Source organism: Pseudomonas sp. TE4620, assembly GCF_056279045.1.
The window spans coordinates 2,620,634-2,637,569 of record NZ_JBWBQO010000001.1 but is presented as its reverse complement, the minus strand read 5'-3'; the positions used below and the strand labels follow the sequence as shown (position 1 = coordinate 2,637,569).

11 protein-coding genes and 1 pseudogene are annotated in these 16,936 nt (G+C 64.0%); 6 read left to right on the top strand and 6 right to left on the bottom strand.

Features of this window, described 5'->3' with window-relative positions:
* Positions 1-37: 37 nt before the first annotated feature.
* Positions 38-1,513, top strand: coding sequence for a TolC family protein (locus ACZ9A3_RS12265; RefSeq protein ID WP_045194002.1), 1,476 nt, complete (start codon positions 38-40; stop codon positions 1,511-1,513).
* Positions 1,514-1,527: 14 nt separating this feature from the next.
* Here ACZ9A3_RS12265 and ACZ9A3_RS12260 read toward each other — a convergent pair whose 3' ends face one another.
* The 5 genes from ACZ9A3_RS12260 to ACZ9A3_RS12240 all read right to left on the bottom strand — a co-directional run bounded on the left by ACZ9A3_RS12260 (position 1,528) and on the right by ACZ9A3_RS12240 (position 9,016).
* A complete protein-coding gene (locus ACZ9A3_RS12260; protein WP_045194001.1) occupies positions 1,528-2,379 on the bottom strand; it encodes an alpha/beta hydrolase in 852 nt (283 codons plus the stop codon).
* Entirely contained in the window at positions 2,379-4,994 is a 2,616-nt protein-coding gene (locus tag ACZ9A3_RS12255) for an autotransporter family protein (RefSeq protein ID WP_476252678.1), read from the bottom strand. The genes ACZ9A3_RS12260 and ACZ9A3_RS12255 overlap by 1 nt, the downstream gene beginning before the upstream one ends.
* A gap of 144 nt (positions 4,995-5,138) precedes the next feature.
* Positions 5,139-5,789: a hypothetical protein gene (locus tag ACZ9A3_RS12250; protein ID WP_093381808.1), complete on the bottom strand. Its 651-nt coding sequence runs from the start codon at positions 5,787-5,789 to the stop codon at positions 5,139-5,141.
* 113 nt (positions 5,790-5,902) lie between these two features.
* Positions 5,903-7,642, bottom strand: a complete 1,740-nt coding sequence (locus ACZ9A3_RS12245; protein ID WP_476252677.1) for a dipeptidase — start codon at positions 7,640-7,642, stop codon at positions 5,903-5,905.
* 174 nt (positions 7,643-7,816) lie between these two features.
* Positions 7,817-9,016: a DUF2169 family type VI secretion system accessory protein gene (locus ACZ9A3_RS12240; RefSeq protein WP_476252676.1), complete on the bottom strand. Its 1,200-nt coding sequence runs from the start codon at positions 9,014-9,016 to the stop codon at positions 7,817-7,819.
* Positions 9,017-9,230: 214 nt separating this feature from the next.
* On the opposite strand from ACZ9A3_RS12240, the gene ACZ9A3_RS12235 reads away from it, so the two are divergent.
* The 5 genes from ACZ9A3_RS12235 (at position 9,231) to ACZ9A3_RS12215 (ending at position 16,347) form a co-directional block, all read left to right on the top strand.
* Positions 9,231-9,479, top strand: a complete 249-nt coding sequence (locus ACZ9A3_RS12235; RefSeq protein WP_476253328.1) for a type VI secretion system domain-containing protein — start codon at positions 9,231-9,233, stop codon at positions 9,477-9,479.
* A 7-nt stretch (positions 9,480-9,486) separates the two neighbouring features.
* Complete coding sequence (tssM, locus tag ACZ9A3_RS12230) at positions 9,487-13,095, top strand: type VI secretion system membrane subunit TssM (RefSeq protein ID WP_476252675.1); 3,609 nt, start codon at positions 9,487-9,489, stop codon at positions 13,093-13,095.
* Positions 13,096-13,187: 92 nt separating this feature from the next.
* Entirely contained in the window at positions 13,188-14,498 is a 1,311-nt protein-coding gene (locus tag ACZ9A3_RS12225; protein WP_258593763.1) for an oxygen-independent coproporphyrinogen III oxidase, read from the top strand.
* Between the two features lie 203 nt (positions 14,499-14,701).
* Entirely contained in the window at positions 14,702-15,892 is a 1,191-nt protein-coding gene (locus ACZ9A3_RS12220) for an NnrS family protein (protein WP_093381855.1), read from the top strand.
* Positions 15,893-15,909: 17 nt separating this feature from the next.
* Positions 15,910-16,347 carry a hypothetical protein gene (locus tag ACZ9A3_RS12215; RefSeq protein WP_093381857.1) on the top strand — a complete coding sequence of 146 codons (438 nt, stop codon included), beginning with the start codon at positions 15,910-15,912 and terminating at the stop codon, positions 16,345-16,347.
* A gap of 138 nt (positions 16,348-16,485) precedes the next feature.
* Here the strand turns inward: ACZ9A3_RS12215 and ACZ9A3_RS12210 are convergent.
* A pseudogene (locus ACZ9A3_RS12210) lies at positions 16,486-16,920 on the bottom strand (hemerythrin domain-containing protein); the annotation flags it as partial.
* Between the last annotated feature and the right edge of the window lie 16 nt (positions 16,921-16,936).

Below are 16,936 nucleotides of genomic sequence, written 5' to 3'. Positions count from 1 at the left end.
CAGAGATGATCGAGCCGTACCAGGGGGCGGCCCAAGGATGAAAAAAAGTCAGAAACTGTTCAGCGCCAGCTTGCTGGCGCTGGCAATCAGCGGATGTGCGGTTACCAGCGAACCGATCGAGCGCAGCATCAGCGAGGAGCGCGCGCGCACCGACCTGGTCAGTATGTTCAAGGACCAGGAGCCGCTCAACGGCCCGCTGACCCTGCACCAGGCCATGGCCCGGGCGGTCAAGTACAACCTCGAATCACGCCTTAAGGTCATGGAAGAAGCCCTGGCCAAGCGCCAGGTCGACCTGGCGCGCTTCGACATGCTGCCACGCATGGCCATGGAAGCCGGCTACGCCGGGCGCAACAATGTCAGCGCTTCGAGCAGCCAGAGCGTGCAGACCGGTACCCAGTCCCTGGAGCCGTCGACCTCCCAGGACCGCGACCGTGAAGTGGCGGACCTGACCATGGTCTGGAACGTCCTGGACTTCGGTGTCAGCTACGTCAGTGCCAAGCAGCAGGCCGACCAGCGCCTGATCCTCCAGGAACGGCGCCGCAAGGTCATCCACACCATCACCCAGGACGTGCGCTCGGCCTATTGGCGGGCGGTCGCGGCGCAGCGCCTGCTGACCCAGATCGACAGCCTGATGGGCCGCGTGGCCCAGGCCCGGGACAACAGCCAGCACATGAGCAGCCAGCGCATTGGCGACCCGGTGCAGTCGCTCAGCTACCAGCGTGCGTTGATCGAGGCGACCCGCCAGCTCGAAGAGCAGCGCCGCGCGCTGTCGCTGGCCAAGACGGAACTGGCGGCGCTGATCAACCTGCCGCTGAACACCGACTTCAGCCTGGCGCCGGAAGAGGGCTACACGGTGCCGCAGTTCAAGGGCGACTTCACGCGCCTGGAGCAACAGGCCCTGGCCAGCCGCCCGGAACTGCGCGAGCAGGACTACCAGGCGCGGATCAGTGCCGCCGAAACCCGCAAGGCCATGCTGCGCCTGCTGCCGGGGCTGGAGTTCTCGGCCGGCGGGCACTACGACAGCAACTCCTTCCTGGTCAACCAGAGCTGGGCGGATTACGGCGTCAAGGTGACCTGGAACCTGTTCAACGTGCTTTCGGCACCGGCGGCCATCAAGGTTGCCAAGGCCGGCGAAGACGTCGCGGCGGCGCGCCGCCAGGCGATGTCGATGGCGGTGCTGGCGCAGTTGTACGTGGCCAACGCCAACTACAACGAGGCCGCGCGGCAGTTTCGCACCAGCGAAGAGCTGGCGGCACTGGACGGGCAGATCGCCGAGCAACTGCGCAACCGCTACCAGACCCAGAACATTGGTGAGCTGGAGCTGATCCAGGGCGAGCTGAACAACCTGCAGACACAGTTGAAGCGCGACCTGTCGTATGCCGAATTGCGTAATGCCTATGCGCAGTTGTACGTCAGCTCCGGTACCGACCTGTTGCCGGACACCCTGCCGGACGGCAAATTGGCGACCATTGCCTCGGCGCTACAAAACAGCGAGGCGCGCTGGGCACAGTGAGGCGATGCCTGGGTTCAGGGGCAGGGTCCGATCGCCTGGCCTTGCCAAAGCGCCCAGGCTGTCTCCCAACCCTGCTCGTGGGTTGCAGCCGGGATGATCACCCGTTGATTGCACCGGCTGGATGCCTGCGTGCCGCGAAAACTGGCGCTGATCTCGGCGCTGATCACCTGGTCGCGGCCGCCCAGTAGATGGCGCTGGGGCAATGCTACAAGGCGTTGGCGATAGACCATCGGGTCGAGCGAACCGTTCAGGGGCGACAAGCCTTTAAGCTGTACCCATAAGCCTGGATCAAGATTGCCGGCAAGGGTCTGGATCTGCGCGACATCGTCCCGTTGCGCGGCCAGCAGCACGGCCAATGCCGCACCACCTGAATAGCCCACCAACTCGAACTGGCGATTGCCAACGCGCTGCTTGAGCCGGTCCAGGGCCTGGCTGAGGCTGGTCACCACCTCCTGGGAAAAGCGCCGATCGGTCCACAGCGCCGCCGTGCAGCCTGCAGCCGAGACAAACTGGCAGGGCCGGGCAAGGTAGGCGTTGGGGGCTGGATCATTGATCGCCAGGCGCGCCACCAGCAGGTTGCGCGGGCTGGGGTCGAGGCTCGGCTGGCTAGCCGTGGCCCAGGCATGGCCGTCGCCCTCCAGGTACACCCGCAGGCGCTCGCTGGGGCGTTGCTCAGACGGCGGCAAGAGGACCAGCGGGAACGCCTGGCCCGGCACGATTTGTACGTGGCGACCGTGCTGTTCAGCCAGCTCCTGCAGCGCTTGAAAGGGGGATTGGCAGGCACCAAGAAGGGCGCTGACCAGCAGCGCCCCCAAGGTTCGACCGACGCCGGCCCACGGGTGTGGGCCGGCAAGGTGTTGACTCATCAGAAGTCGTAACGGACTTTCGCCGAGAACACGTCGGCATCGAAGCCCGACTTGCCGATGTAGTCGTAGTTGACGCCCAGGGTTACCGCGCCCAGCTTGTAGTCGGCGCCCACGCCGGCTTCATAGCTGTCACGCGCCGCTTTGGCACCGCTGGTCACGAACGGCGTGCTGCCGAGCAGGAAGGTCGAGGTGCTTTTTGCTTCGTCAGCGGCGAAGTCGTGATACGCCATCAGCTTGGCTTGCGGCTCCAGGGTACCGGCGCCCAAGGCGACGCTGCCGGCCACGCGCAGGCCAGCACCGAGCTCGATGGCTTCATAGCGCTGGTCTTCGACTTTGAGCGCTGCCGAAGAGCCTTTTTCACGGTAGCCGTCGATGTTGACCAGGCTGTAGCGGGCCGCCAGGCGCGGTTCGACCAGCACTTGCGGGTTGATGTGATAGGTGTAGCCACCGACCAGGTTCAGGCCCAGCAGGTCGCTGTCATAGTCGGCCTTGGCTTGGGTGCCGGCAATGCTGCGCTTGCTCTGGTTGTCGTTGAAGCCGTAGGTCAGGCTGGCATCGACGAAGTAGTTGCCGTGCTCGAAACCGCCGTAGAGGGTGAAAGCATGGCTGTCGACTTCGGTCTGGTTGCCGCTTTTGCCGTTGACGTCGGTGTTGATGAAGCTGTACGCCAGGCCCAGGGTCAGGTTGTCGTTGAGCTTGCCATCGGCACCGACGGCGATACCGCGGCTGTAAGCGTTGTAGCCGGCCACGCCGTCACGCAGGTCCTGGCTGGCATCGCTGTACAGCGACTGCACCCAGACGCCAGCTTCCTTGAAGCCTTCACCCGAGGAGGCGCCGCGCAGCGAGCTGGTGCGGCTGCCAGTGACGTTGCTGACCAGGTTCTGGCTGGTGGTGGCCGCCTGGGTCGCGCCGCCGTTGGTTTCCGGGGTCAGCTCGGAGGCCAGCTTGGCGACCTGGGCTTCGTCGGCGTTGAGCAGCGCCTGCTTGAACGGATCGTTGTTGGCCAGCTTGGCGATCATGCCGTCGGCGGTCAGGCTGCCCAGGGCTTTCTGGCTGTTGGCCGAGCCCCCCTGGTTGGTGATGATCTGTTCGACTTCTTCCTTGCCCTTGCCGGTGACCACGGCCACCACCTGGTTGTTGTCGACGGTGAAGCTGTCGACCTTGAGCAGCGCCGAGCTGCTGACCAGGTTGAGTTTGCCATTCGGGTCGACTGTTTCGCCGTCGGCGCCCAGCAGTTCGATCTGGCCGGCTTGGAGCAGGGTGTAGCGGCTGCCATTGGCGTTGAAGTCTTCGCCCTTGGCCGCCAGTTGCAACTGGGCGCCCTGGCCGAACTGAGTGGTGCCGCTGACCTTGAGCACGGCGCGGTTGGCGTCGGTGGCGCTGCTCAGGTTCAGGCCCAGGGCCGAGTTGCCGGCGACGTACAGGTTACCGTCGATGCTGGTGTGCGGGGCTTCGAAGGTCAGGGTGGTTTTCAGGTCGTCGCTGAGGCTGCCGACATCGATCCAGCCGCCGTCTTTCATGCGGATGTTGGCGCCGTCAGCGCGGCTGTCGGTACCGGTGAAGGAGGTGTCGCCTTCGATCTCGATGTTGCTCAGGTCGATCAGGTTGCCGACGATGACGCTGCCTTTGCGCAGGATCAGCTCGACCGGGCGGTTGCTTTCCGAGGCGTCGATGGCCTCGTCGGCAGAGATGATCGAACCGCTGTTGAAGATGTTGAAGTCGCCTTCGGCTTTGTACCAGGGCTGGGCACCCGGGCTGTCGAAGTCGCTGAAGCCGATGGCGATGGCGGCGTCTTCGGCGCGGATGGTGCCGGTGTTGACCAGGTGGTTGTTCATGCCGGTGAAGCTGGCGCCGTCGATGCGGATGCCCTCGGCGTCGTCGCCATTGGCAATGATGGTGCCGTGGTTCTCGATGCCGGCCAGGTCGACCATGTCGGTGTACATGCCCGAGCCGCTGGTGGTGGCGTCGATGCCGGTGGCGCCGGCGCCGGTGACTTCGATCAGGCCGCGGTTGATGACCTTGCCGACGATCTCGCCGCCTTCCAGGTTGATGCCTTTGGCATCTTCGCCCTTGGCGATGATCTTGCCGCTGGCGGCGTTGAGCAGGTCGCCCTTGATCACCGACGAGCCGGAGAAATCCACGGCGCGGGCAACATCACGGCCGCCGTCGTCGCTCAACGGCGCACCTTCGGCGTACAGCAAACCTTCGTTGATGACGCTACCGCCGATCTTGGCCGGGTCGATCATCAGCGCGTTGGCGCCACCGCCGATGGCAGAAATACTGCCCTTGTTGATCACGTCGCCACCAACGCTGTTGGCCACCCACGGCTGCGTACCTTCCCACACGTCCATATCGACGCCGCCGGCGAAGTCGCCGGTGCTGTTGATGGTGGCGTTGAGAATCAGGTCTTTCTCGATGCTCGAGCCATTGAGCTCGATGGCATCTTCGTCGCTGCCGCCGCTGTAGGCGCCGTTGATCTCGAGGTTGCCGCTGTAGCGCTGGTGCTCGCTTTTGAAGCCGGCGTTGGTCAGTTGCACGGTTTCAGCGAGGGCGGGCAGGGCGGTGGCGGTTACGGCCAGGGCGAGCAGGGTTTTGCGGAACATCACGGGGGTCACGGTTCATTCCTTTAGCGGCGTTTTAAGTGCTTCGCTTCCGTGCGGGGCTGGACCTTGCGCTGACAAAAAGACAGGGCCACGCAGAAGAGCGCGGCGATGGTAAATTAGTTGACGTCAAAATGATATCACTTGGCTGTACAAGTGCTATTTGACCCGGAACGGTTGCGCCGCCATGAACGCCACCGGCAGCAGCGGCACGGCGAGGATCATCAACACGCCATCCGCAGTGACAGTGACCGGTGTCAGCAGCACCTGGGTGACCTTGCTCTTTTCCCTGTAGGCCGAAACCTGAAGGGTGTAGGTGCTGTTCAGCGTGTTGCCCTCCAGGGCGCTGATGTCCTTTCTCGCCTCGAATCGGCTGCCTTGAATTTTGTAGCGACGCACCAGGGCGTCCTGTTGCGTTGAGACCACAAAGCCCAGCGCTTTTGCCTCGTTGAACTCATGTGCCTGGAGTTGCGCAAGCCCGGGAATCCTGAGCTCGAACTCGCCGTCCAGGGTTTCATACATGCTGACGTGAACCGGCAGAAACTCGGCCTGCATCCTGGCATGCAACCCTGAGCGAATCGCCTGCAACAGCGCGGGTTCGACGAGGATGAAGTAATGGTACTTTTTGCCCAGCACCACAAAGCTCTTCTGGTCTGCCGTCACATAGAGCTGGCCAACCTGCTCGGTATAGACTTCATCGCTGGCTCGCGGCTCGTACAACTTGCTGGTCAGGCAGCCACTGATGCTGGCGATGGCCAGTGCAGACACTGCGGCCCTGAGCAATCGTGACCTGGGTGGGGGCTTGTGCATGTTTTATCCATTCCATGGAGGGACGTTGGTGGATCATAACCTGCAAGTGGTGCGATAGCGTCTAACAAACTGCGCAAGGCAGGCCCGCCACAACAGCGGGCCTGCTGCATGGGTCAGAGCTTGGGCAGTTGCCCGACACGCCCCATCATTTCCGTCACCACCTGCAGGTCCAGAAGGAACTGCTCCACCGTCTTGAACTCGTTGTCGTTATGCCCGGTGTACTTGACGTCGGGCATGGCCAGGCCGAACTGCACGCCGTTGGGCAGTTCATGCACCGAGGTGGCGCCTGCGGAGGTGCCGAATTCGTGCTTCATGCCCAGGTTCTCGCTGGCAACCGCCAGCAGCGCCTTGACCCACTCGCCCTCGGGGTTGCGGTACATCGGCTCGGCGATCGAGTAGTCGAAGGTCGGGCTGATGTGGCTCTGCTTGCTCCATGCATCCAGCTTGCCGGCGATTTCGCTCTTCAGGGTTTGCGGGCTTTTGCCCTTTGGCACCCGCAGGTTGACCGCCAGTTTCAAGGCTTTGTCATCGAGGCCAACGTAGGTCAGCGAGGTGGTCAGCGGGCCCATGAAACTGTCGGAGAAACCCACGCCCAGTTTGCCGCCCAGGTAGTCCAGGCCCCAGTTGTCGGCGGCGTAGCGAGCGGCGTCGGTGATGTGGTTGTGTTTGAGCGCAACCTTGCCATCAAGGCCGTTGATGAAGCCGAGCATCCGCGCCACCGGGTTGACCCCGGACTCAGGTTCAGAGGAGTGCGCCGAGACGCCAGTGACGGTCAGCTTTACATCCTTGCCGTCGACCTTGGCGCCGACCTCGAAATTGCCGCCATTGGCCTTGACGTACTCAGCGCCGGCTTTTTGCAGGCTGGCTGCCAGTTCGGCGGGCTTGTCGGTCACCAGGGTCGCCACCGAAGTCGAAGGGATCTGGTTGGTGGCCAGGCCACCGCTCAGGGTGGTGATTTCAGCGCCGTTGCCTTCGCCTGCGCGGCGGGCAAAGCTGGCCATGACCGTGCCGTAGCCTTTCTCGGCGATCACCACCGGGTAGCCACCGTCCAGCGCCAGGTTGTAGTTGGGCGTGGGGTTGCGTTCGAAGTAGTAGGGGATGGCGTCGCCGGTGGTCTCTTCGGTGGTGTCGACCAGCAGCTTGAAGTTGCGCGCCAGTGGCAGCTTTTCTTCCTTGATGATCTTCATCGCGTACATCGCCACGACGATGCCGTTTTTGTCGTCTTCGGTGCCGCGGCCGTACATGCGATCGCCAATCAGGGTGACCTTGAACGGGTCAAGGCGGGTGCCGTCCTTGAGTACCCAGTTCTCTGGCGTCACCGGTACTACGTCGGCGTGGGCGTGGATGCCGACCACTTCATCGCCTTTGCCTTCAAGGGAAATCTCATAGACACGGTTGTCGATGTTACGAAAGTTCAGGTTGAAAGCCTTGGCCAGACCTTTGATCTTCTCGGCGATCTTGATGAACTCGGGGTTGTCGTGCTGCTCGACGCCGTCGACCCGGAAGGTCGGGATGGCCACCAGCTCACGCAGGGTCTGGGTGGCCGCATCGCCGTACTTGACCCGCGCATAGATGCCCAGCAGGCGATGGATTTCGTTCTGTTGTTCAGCCGTCAGCTGCTGGTTGGCGAGGAAGGCGGCGATGCTCTGGTCGAGTTTGTCGGCCTTGCCGAGTTCGCTTTTCGCCAGGCTGGCGAGGAACTGGCGGAAGTCCTTGACCGAAGTGTCGCTGAAGCTCTTGAGAATGGCCGCGCTTTGCTGTGGGGTGAGGTTGGCATAGGCAGGCGTGGTGATTGACGCCAGGCCAGCCAGCATCAAGGTGGCCGCAGCCAGTTTTTTCAGGGCGAAATTCATTGCGGGGGGCATTCCTTTGCAGGCAAATAATGAGAAAGGATGGGTGCAACAAAACATTTCCAAGCTACCACCATGAGGGCCTGGTACGGGAGTGCCTGAAGTGGGATGTGTCGCACAGAAACGTAAAAGCGACGCAGAAACGAAAAAGCGTCGGGAGGGAATGGCGTGGAGTTTTCAGTCAGCCGCGCACGGCTCTGCATCGAAGCAGGCCTCCAGTGCCTCGATGTCATCCGGGCGGGGCAGGCTGATCCGGTGCGTCAACGACAGGGTCATGGCATCGGTATCGATGTGCAGGGTGTCGGTGAACAGGGGCAGCGCCAGGACTTCGCCACTGCGCAGGTGCATCAGCACGAAGGGCCGGTGCGCGGGCAGTTCGACGCAGAGTTGGCCGTTGTGGCCCAGGGCTGGAGCCGTGAGGTTGAACAGTTCGATGCGCAGCCTGGCGGGAAGAAAGTCAATTTGCTGGTCGATAGGGGCAGCGTTCCAGTAGGCAAAGTCGAAGTCGGCGGGTAGCCCGGGCCAGGGCTTTGCCTGCCAGGCTTTGTTATAGGTACCGGCCAGGGCCAGGCGTGGTGCCCAGTCCCGGCCCACCACCCCGAAGCCTGCCGGGCAGTAACCGTAGGTGGCCGACAGCTGGGCCATGTCGGCCGCACTGATGTCGCCGTCCGGGTGGTGAGTGATGTGCAGGTGGGTCACCGGCCGCTCGAGTGTTTCGATTTGCGGGGCTGCCAGGCGTTGCAGTGGCGTTTGCAGGGACCAGGCGTGTTTTTCGTGACGCTTTTCGATCCAGCCCCGGCCCAGGGGGTTGCTGTAGCAGACCTGATGGAGCAGGTAGGGCTCGGCGCTGGTGCCCGGGTAGCCGGGGTTGGCCAACACGCTGCTGCCGCCAAAGGCATACTCCCAACGCAGCGGCACGCAGGTGGCCGGCTCCGCGGCAGACAGGCGCCAGCCGCTGAACAGACCGTGTTCAAAGTAGCGCGGGCCGCTGAAACGCAGCTGTTTGTCGAGCAGTATGTCGCACGCGGTTTCGCCCTGAGGCGCACTCAAGCGGATGCCGGCGGTCCAGGACGTTGCCGGTTCGCCGCCGGGGGCGTGGGCATGGCCGTTGACGATCACATCGCAGCGCGGTTTGAACGGCGCCAGGTCGCTTTCTTCATAGACACTGCTGCGGCCTTGTTCACCGAAGTAGCGATCGGCGGCGCAGAGCAGGGCCGGTTCCTCAGCCATCACTTCGGCACTGCAGTGCCCCGGCTGGCCGGCAATCGGCAGCAGGCGATAACCAACCTTGATGGCCACCACGGGATGTTCGTTGCCCCGCGGGTCGAGTGCGCTGAAACACAGCGCGGCAAAGGGCGTCTGGTTGTGAAATTCCATCGTGGGTCCTTGAATTGATGTCGACATCCTTGCCGTTGATTGGGGTAGCGCTCTGAGCCTGAGGCTGAGGCTGCAGGGGACGCGTCAGGGGAATCTAGGTGGGTGGGGCTTGGTGCCTCAAGAGACGAGATGGAAATCAGAAGCGTCCTACATGGCTCTTTGCTTTTGTCTGTCAGATATGTCGGAGGAGATCTTGATTTTTGTTGACTAGGGGCTGTTTATTTTACGGGCATCAAGGTGTCACCAAGCCGAGCAGCAGGCCCCACGCCAGCGCTGCTATGCCACGGTGATTGCCGCCGACCTGTTGGCCGCCCGCGGTCTGGCGTGGCTGGCGGACGATCTGTATGCCGGCGTTGCCCGGATGATGCGCGAGACCAGCGCACAGGGCTGGGAGCCACAGTTGTACCTGAAGGTGGCACAGCGCTCTGGCGCCGACCCGCTGATCACTGCAGTCAAGGAGTAGCGAAAATATGGATAGGGTCTGGAGTCACCTCAAGCGTTGGCGGCTGCCGATGCTGCGCCAGTTCAACCGGTCACTGACGTTGCTGGTGCTGCTGGGCGTGCTGCTGGTGCTGGGCGCAATCTGGTGGCTGGGCCCGCAACTGGTCTGGAATGACCATCGACCGCTGGCGCCACTGCCCATGCGCGTGGCGGCCAGTGTCGTGGTGCTGGTAGCGCCGCTGCTGGCCTGGGCCTGGCGGGTACGCCGGCGATACCAGGCGTTTCAGGCCGAGCGCCAACAGCAGGCGGCGCGCCAGGCCGACCCCTGCCTGCCCCATGTACAGGCCCAGGAGCGGGCGTTGGCGCGCAGCCTTGATCACCTGCTCAACAACATGGAGCGCCGCCGCTCGCTGTACCAACTGCCCTGGTACCTGGTGCTCGGGGCGCAGAATGCCGGCAAGACCAGCCTGATTACCCGCTCCAACCAGAGCTTCGCCCTGTCTCAGGTCACCCGCGCGGGCGCCAGCGCCCAGCAGGATCCCGATCTGGCGTACCCGATCGACTGGTGGATAGGGGACGAGGCAGTGCTGTTCGACCCGCCGGGCGAACTGCTCAGCCAGCCTGAAGGGCCATTGCCCCACCAAGCCAGTGCCGAGGGCGAAGACAGCGTTCAGCAGGGGCTCCCCGTCGGTACTCACCAGCGGCTGTGGCTGCACCTGCTCGACTGGCTGGCCCGCACCCGCAGCCGTCGCGCCCTCAATGGCGTGGTGCTGGTGATTGACCTGCAAAGCTTGCTGACCCAGGCGCCGGAGCAGCGCAAGGCCCAGGCGAACCTGCTGCGCACACGCTTGTATGAACTGACCCGGCAGTTGGGCACCCGCCTGCCGGTGTACGTGACCCTGAGCAAGGTTGACCTGCTGGAAGGTTTCGAAGAGTGCTTTGCCCGGCTTTCGCCGAGCGGGCGTGAAGCATTGCTGGGCTTCACCTTCAGCCTGGCGGCAGTGGACGACTTCGATGCCTGGCAGCAAGAGCTGGCCAGCCGTTACGACAGGTTTGTCGAGCTTCTGGGGGCGCAGGTATTCGACAGTTGCGCCCAGGCCCATTCGTTGAGCGAGCGTCAGCGGCTGGTGGCGCTGGTGCGCCAGTTATCCGGCCTGCGTCCGGCACTGCTGGGTTTTTTCGCCGAGATGCTCGGCAGTGACTGCTTCACCACGCCGGCACTGGTACGGGGGGTGTACTTTTCCTCGGTGTACCAGCAGGGTACGCTGAGCAACGCCTTCGTCGACGAGGCCGGCAAATCCTATCAATTGCCGTCGCCGGCAGCCGAGGTAAAGCCTGCCGGCGGCAAGGTGGTCTATTTCGCCCAGCAGCTGTTCCAGCGCGTCATCTACCCGGAGGCGGGGCTGGCCGGCGACAACATCAAGGTCGCCCGCAGCAAGCGCCGGCTGTTGCTTGCCGGGTTTGCCGTCGCTTCATTGGGCTGCTTGCTGGCGGTGGGGCTGTGGCAGCTGTACTTCAGCGTCAACCGTGACAAGGCGGCCAGCGTCCTGGCCAAAAGCCAGGAGTTCAGTGCACGGGATATCGATGCCAAGGTCGACACCACTGGCCGTAATCTTTTGGCGCCGCTGGACCAGATTCGTGACGCGGTGTCGGTGTACGGCGACTATCGTCAGGCCTGGCCGCTGCTGTCCGACATGGGCCTGTACCAGGGCAAGAAGATTGGCCCGACGGTGGACGAAGCCTACCTCAAGCTGCTGTCCAAGCGCTTTTTGCCGGCCATCGCCAGCCGCGCCCTGGAAGCTGTCTTCGCCGCGCCTACCGGCAGTGACGAGCAACTGCAGGCGTTGCGCGTGTACCGCATGATTGAAGATCGAGGCAATCGCCAGGCGGCCATTGTCGAGCAGTGGGCAGCTCGGCAATGGCAGCGCGCCTACCCCGGTCAGGGGCAGGTGCAAGCCGACCTGATGCGCCACCTCGACTACGCGCTGAAGTACGCCGACGCCGATCTGGCGCAGCACCACGAAAAAATCGCCCAGGTGCAACAGGCCTTGCGTCAGCGGCCCATGGCCGAGCGGGTTTATCTGGCTCTCAAGCGCCAGGCGCAGGCGCGTCTGCAGCCTGCGCTGGACCTGCGCAGCGAAGTGGGCCCGGCCTTTGACATCATCTACCAGGTGCCGTCCGCCAGTGAGGGCGACAGCCTGTTACTGGCTCCGCTGCTCACGGCCAAAGGCTACAAGGCTTACTTCGAGTCGGGTAGCCGTAACCTCATCGAGCTGGCAATGATCGACCAATGGGTACTCGGCGAGCGTCAGCGCCTGGATTACTCCGAACATGATCGCGAGGTGCTCGGCCAGCGCGTTCGCGCCCTGTACCACGCCGACTATGTGGACAGCTGGCGCCGGGCACTGAACCAGGTTTCGATCGTCGATTTTCGTGACCTGGGCCACGGCGTGGCGGTGCTGGAGCAGGTGACCGGGCCTGGCGCACCGGTGCGCCGCCTGCTGGAAACCCTGCGCGACAATACGGTGATCTTTGCATCGCTGCCGGTGGCCGAAGTTGAGCCGCTAGCCGGTGCGCAAAGGGCTACGGATGGGCCGCCCCAGGCGGTGGCGATCCGCCGGGCATTTTCCGGCCTGACGGAGTTGATCACGGCCCAGGCTGACCGGCCGTCCTACTATGACGAAACCCTGCGTGCGGTCAGTGCGGTGTACGACTACGCCAAGGCTGTGCACGACAGCCCCGACCCGGGCAAGGCGGCATTGAAAGCGGTGTTGCAGCGCTTCTCGCTGGGCGCCGCCGACCCGATTGCCAACCTGCAGCGGATCGCCGCCGGCTTGCCCGAACCGCTCAACCAGCAGGCCAGAAAGCTTGCCGACCAGACCGCGCAGGTGTTGATGATCGCCGCTCTGGGCGAGCTGGAAAAGCGCTGGGACAGCGAGGTCTACAGTTTCTACCATGAGCGCCTGGCCAATCGTTACCCGTTCAGGCCTGCTGGCGAGGATGCCTCGCTGGAAGACTTCGAGAGCTTCTTCGGCCCCAAGGGGCGCTTGCAACAGTTTCAGGACCAGTACCTGAGCGTATTCCTCAAGGACAACCTCGACGCCCTGTACTCCGATGCCCTGGGTGGCTACCTGGTGCGCAGCGATGTGCTGGAGCAACTGCAGCATGCCGAACGCATCCGTGACACCTTCTTCAACAACCGCGGCCACCTGGCAGTGCAATTGAGCATCGAACCCCTGGCCTTGAGCAGCAGTCGCCTGAGCAGCCTGCTGAGCATCGATGGCCAACTGGTCCCGTACCGCCATGGCGCGCCGCAGCGCACCGGGCTGGTCTGGCCCAATGACCTGGGCAGTGCCAGTGCCAGCCAGCTGACGCTGGTGAACAGCAGCGGTAACACCGCCAGCCTCAGCTATCGTGGGCCCTGGTCGCTGTTTCGCCTGCTCAGCCGCGCCCAGCTCAACGGCCGCACCGACACCAGCGTCGATCTGACCTTTGCCGTCGCCGATGGCCTGATGCGCTACCGGGTCGAGGTACAGAAGGCCAACAACCCGGTGACCCAGCGCAGTTTCGCCGGGTTTGCCTTGCCCAGGACCTTGCTCGAGGCGCGCCGCGGCCTGGCGGTCGATGATGAGTCATAGCCGTGCGCCCCGCGCCGCGCTTGATGCAAATCAAGGCCTGTGCGCCGCTCAGGGCAGACACTGAGGCTCCGCAGCCCGCCTGGGAGCCCGCCATGCCTGATTTACACCATCGCCACCCGCAGCCCGTCAGCGTGCACGGGCAATGGCCGGGCGAGCCCGGCGGGCATGCCGATACCCGCAGGTTCCACACCGGCATCGGTTCGCTGGACGTGTTGCGCGCCTTGCGCGCGAGCCGCAAGCAGCACCGGCCATTGTCGCTAAGCGTGCAACTGGCGGCCGGGCTCGATGAGCTGGAGCAGGACGCCTACCTGCGCGGCCTGCAACGGGAGATCGCCCTGGTCGGCTGCCACCTGGGGGCCGACCAGAGCATCGAGCAGTTCCGGTTGAGCGGTGCCACTCCAGGCCTTGAGGTGTTGCAGCGGTTGATGGAGCAACTGCGCCAACGCTTCAGTTTTTTGCCACACGAACTGGGTGACTACGCTGTTGAAGTCGATTTGCACCACACCCGGTGGGCGACCATGGGGCTGTTGCGCGACCTGGGTTTCAACCAGGTCAGTATCGGTGTGCCCGATTGTGGCCAGGGCGGCGTGCTGTCGGCTGCCGACTGGCAGAACCCGGCGCCGATCCATTCACTGATCGATGCCGCGCGCACCTTTGATTTTCGCTCAGTGAGTGTCGACCTCGGCTATGGCCATGCCTGGCAGACCCCGGACAGCTTTGCCCGCAAGCTTGCCACCCTGATCGAGCTTGAGCCCGACCGCCTGCAAGTTTTCGACTACAGCCAGCCGCCGGCGCGCTACGCCCAATGTGCCCGGCAGGCACCCTGCAGCGAGCAGCACAAAGCGCTGATGCGGCGCCTGTGCTTTGCCCAGTTGCTGGCTGCAGGTTACCAACACATCGGCCTGGGCCAGTTCGTGCGCGCCGACGACGACCTGGCGATCGCCCAGGAGCGCGGGCGCCTGCGGCGCAATTGCCAGGGGTTTACCCGTCACGGCTATTGCGACCATGTCGGTCTGGGCCTGGGCGCGATCAGCCAGTTCGACGCGCTCTATGCGCAGAACGCCCTGACCCTGACGCACTACCTTCAGCCGTTGCGCAACGATCAGTTGCCTACGTGCCGCGGCTGGCGCTGCGAGGCCGATGAGCAACTGCGCCAGGGCGTCAGCGAGCGCCTGGCCTGTGACCTGGAGCTGGATATCGAGGCCATCGAGGCCCGCTACGGCGTGGATTTTCGCCAGTACTTCGCCAGTGCCTGGCGCCAGCTGGAGGCCATGCGCCGGACAGGGCTGGTGGAGGTCTCGGCGCGCCACATCAGCATATTGCCCGCCGGGCGGGTGAACGTGGATGCCATCTGCCAGCTGTTCGAACAGCAGCAATGGGTCGATCACGATGCCGGTCTTTGAGCCTGGCCAACTATTCTTTTGAGGGTCGAAAATACCCTGGATGACAAGGGTAGAAACAACCATGGCAGGGTCATTGTTACCCCGAATTCAGCCCATGGCCGAGCCCGCGCCCCGCAAACCGCGAGGGGCATGGCTCTTGCACTACCTTGCTCAAGTCCGACGGGTCACGCTGAGCTGTCGGGAACAAGGTAAGGAGAGGCTTGATGCAAGTACTTGATCGGCGTAAAGCGCTGGCCATCGCGCCGCTGTTGCGCCTGGCGTTCCGCCCGTTGTTCCTCGCGGGCTGTGCCCTGGCAGTGCTGGCGATACCGCTGTGGCTGGCGGCCCTGAACGGCACCCTGGGCAACTGGCAGCCGGCCGGCGGCTGGCTGGCCTGGCACCGGCATGAACTGGTGTTCGGTTTTGGCCTGGCGATCATTGCCGGCTTTGTGCTCACGGCGGTGCAGACCTGGACCGGCCAGCCGGGCCTGAGCGGCAAGCCGCTGGCCGGCCTGGCGTTGCTCTGGCTGGCCGGGCGGGTAGCATGGTTGGTGAATGCGCCCTGGCCGTTGCTGGCGCTGCTGGAACTGGGCTTCCCGCTGCTGGTGGCGGTGCTGATGGGGCGCACCCTGTGGCAGGTGCGGCAAAAACGCAATTACCCGATCGTGATGGTGTTGCTGCTGTTGACGGCGGTCGATGGCCTGTCGGTGTATGGCCTGGTGCAAGAGCACGACGGTTGGCAGCGCCAGGGCGTGCTCGGCGGCATCTGGCTGGTCGGGGCGATGATGGGCCTGATTGGCGGGCGGGTGATTCCGTTCTTCACCCAGCGCGGCTTGGGCCGCACCGCGGCGGTAGTGCCCTGGCCGTGGCTCGACGGGCTGCTGCTGGCGGGTTCGGCACTGGTGGCGCTGTTGTATGCGGCGGGGCCGGCGCTGACCACCAATACCGGGATCGGCGCGCTGTTTGCTGCCCTGGCGTGCGGCCACGGGCTACGCCTGTGGCGCTGGTATGACCACGGGCTGTGGCGGGTGCCGCTGCTGTGGTCGCTGCACCTGGCCTATGCCTGGTTGGTGCTGGCCTGCCTGGGCATGGCCCTGTGGCATTTCGGCGTGGCGCTGAATCCGAGCCTGGCGGTGCATTGCCTGACCATCGGCGCCATGGCTGGGTTGATCCTGGCGATGATCGCCCGGGTCAGCCTTGGCCATACCGGGCGGGCGTTGCAGCCGCCGGCGGGGATGACCCTGGCGTTCATCCTGCTCAATCTGGCCGGGGTCAGCCGGGTGTTGCTGGTACTGTGGCTGCCGCTGGGCGGTTTGTGGCTGGCGGGCGTGTGCTGGGTGCTGGCGTTTGCCTTGTATGCCTGGCGCTATGCGCCGATGCTGTTGCGCGCCCGGGTCGACGGGCACCCTGGTTAAGCGCCTGGAGGCGAAGGATGCTGTATCCGTATTTGTTGGTGGTTCATCTACTGGCAGCCATCGCCTTTATCGGCACGCTGTTTTTTGAACTGCTCATCTGGCAGGCGGCGCGCCGCCACGTGCCGGCTGCGGCGCTGGCCGGGGTAGACCAGGCGCTATCGGTGCGTTCACGCAAGGTGCTGCATGGTGTGGTGCTGTTGTTGTACGGCGCGGGGCTTGGCCTGGCCTGGCATCACCGCGCGGCGCTGAGCCAGCCGCTGGCCAGCAGCTTTGCAAGTCTGCTGAGCCTGAAGATCGTCCTGGCCCTGAGCATCATTGGCCATTACCTGTTGCTGGCGTACTGGCTCAAGCGCGGACGCTTGAGCGAGGGGCGTGCGCGTTGGATTCGCTGCAGCATTCTTGGCCATATGTTGGTGATCGTGGTACTGGCCAAGGCGATGTTCTATTGGCATTAGTCTGCGCCGTACTCAGGCGGGCCCTTGCCTGGATTACAACTGCTGCGCGCTCGATCGCGGGTCAAGCCCGCTCCCACAGGTTTGGCGTACACAGACCCATTTGTAGGAGCGGGCTTGCCCCGCGATGAGGCCAGTGCGTTAAGCCAGGGCTTTGACGAACAGCACATCGTTCTCCAGATGAATATGCTGCAGCAAATCCTCGCGAAATTCCGCCAGCCCACGGTACAGGGTACGCCATGTGTTGCAGGCACCTTCCGGCGCGCTGATGTCGTCGGTCAGCAAGCTCAAACGCTCCAGCGCCTCACCATGCTGGTCGTGCTCCATGCGCATCACCTGGATCGGCGCACCCGCCTGGCGACCCATGCCCCGTTGCAACATCGGGAACAGCACCTGTTCCTCCTTGAGCATGTGCCCTTCAAGTTCCTGTTGCATGTCCTGCAGGTGGTCGGCCAGGCCGTTGGGGCACTGGGCGTGGCCGCCATGGACCTGCTCGACGCGTCGGGCCAGGCGGATCAGTTCCGGCAGTTGCTCACGGTGACGATCGTGGTAGCGGGTGAGGATATGGGCGATCAGTTCGGTCGGGTTCATC

Bases quoted from the DNA above. Each gene is read 5' to 3' on its own strand.
- ACZ9A3_RS12265 (WP_045194002.1), top strand. From the start codon at position 38: ATGAAAAAAAGTCAGAAACTGTTCAGCGCCAGCTTGCTGGCGCTGGCA.
- ACZ9A3_RS12260 (WP_045194001.1), bottom strand. From the start codon at position 2,379: ATGAGTCAACACCTTGCCGGCCCACACCCGTGGGCCGGCGTCGGTCGA.
- ACZ9A3_RS12250 (WP_093381808.1), bottom strand. From the start codon at position 5,789: ATGCACAAGCCCCCACCCAGGTCACGATTGCTCAGGGCCGCAGTGTCT.
- ACZ9A3_RS12245 (WP_476252677.1), bottom strand. From the start codon at position 7,642: ATGAATTTCGCCCTGAAAAAACTGGCTGCGGCCACCTTGATGCTGGCT.
- ACZ9A3_RS12240 (WP_476252676.1), bottom strand. From the start codon at position 9,016: ATGGAATTTCACAACCAGACGCCCTTTGCCGCGCTGTGTTTCAGCGCA.
- tssM (WP_476252675.1), top strand. From the start codon at position 9,487: ATGGATAGGGTCTGGAGTCACCTCAAGCGTTGGCGGCTGCCGATGCTG.
- ACZ9A3_RS12225 (WP_258593763.1), top strand. From the start codon at position 13,188: ATGCCTGATTTACACCATCGCCACCCGCAGCCCGTCAGCGTGCACGGG.
- ACZ9A3_RS12220 (WP_093381855.1), top strand. From the start codon at position 14,702: ATGCAAGTACTTGATCGGCGTAAAGCGCTGGCCATCGCGCCGCTGTTG.
- ACZ9A3_RS12215 (WP_093381857.1), top strand. From the start codon at position 15,910: ATGCTGTATCCGTATTTGTTGGTGGTTCATCTACTGGCAGCCATCGCC.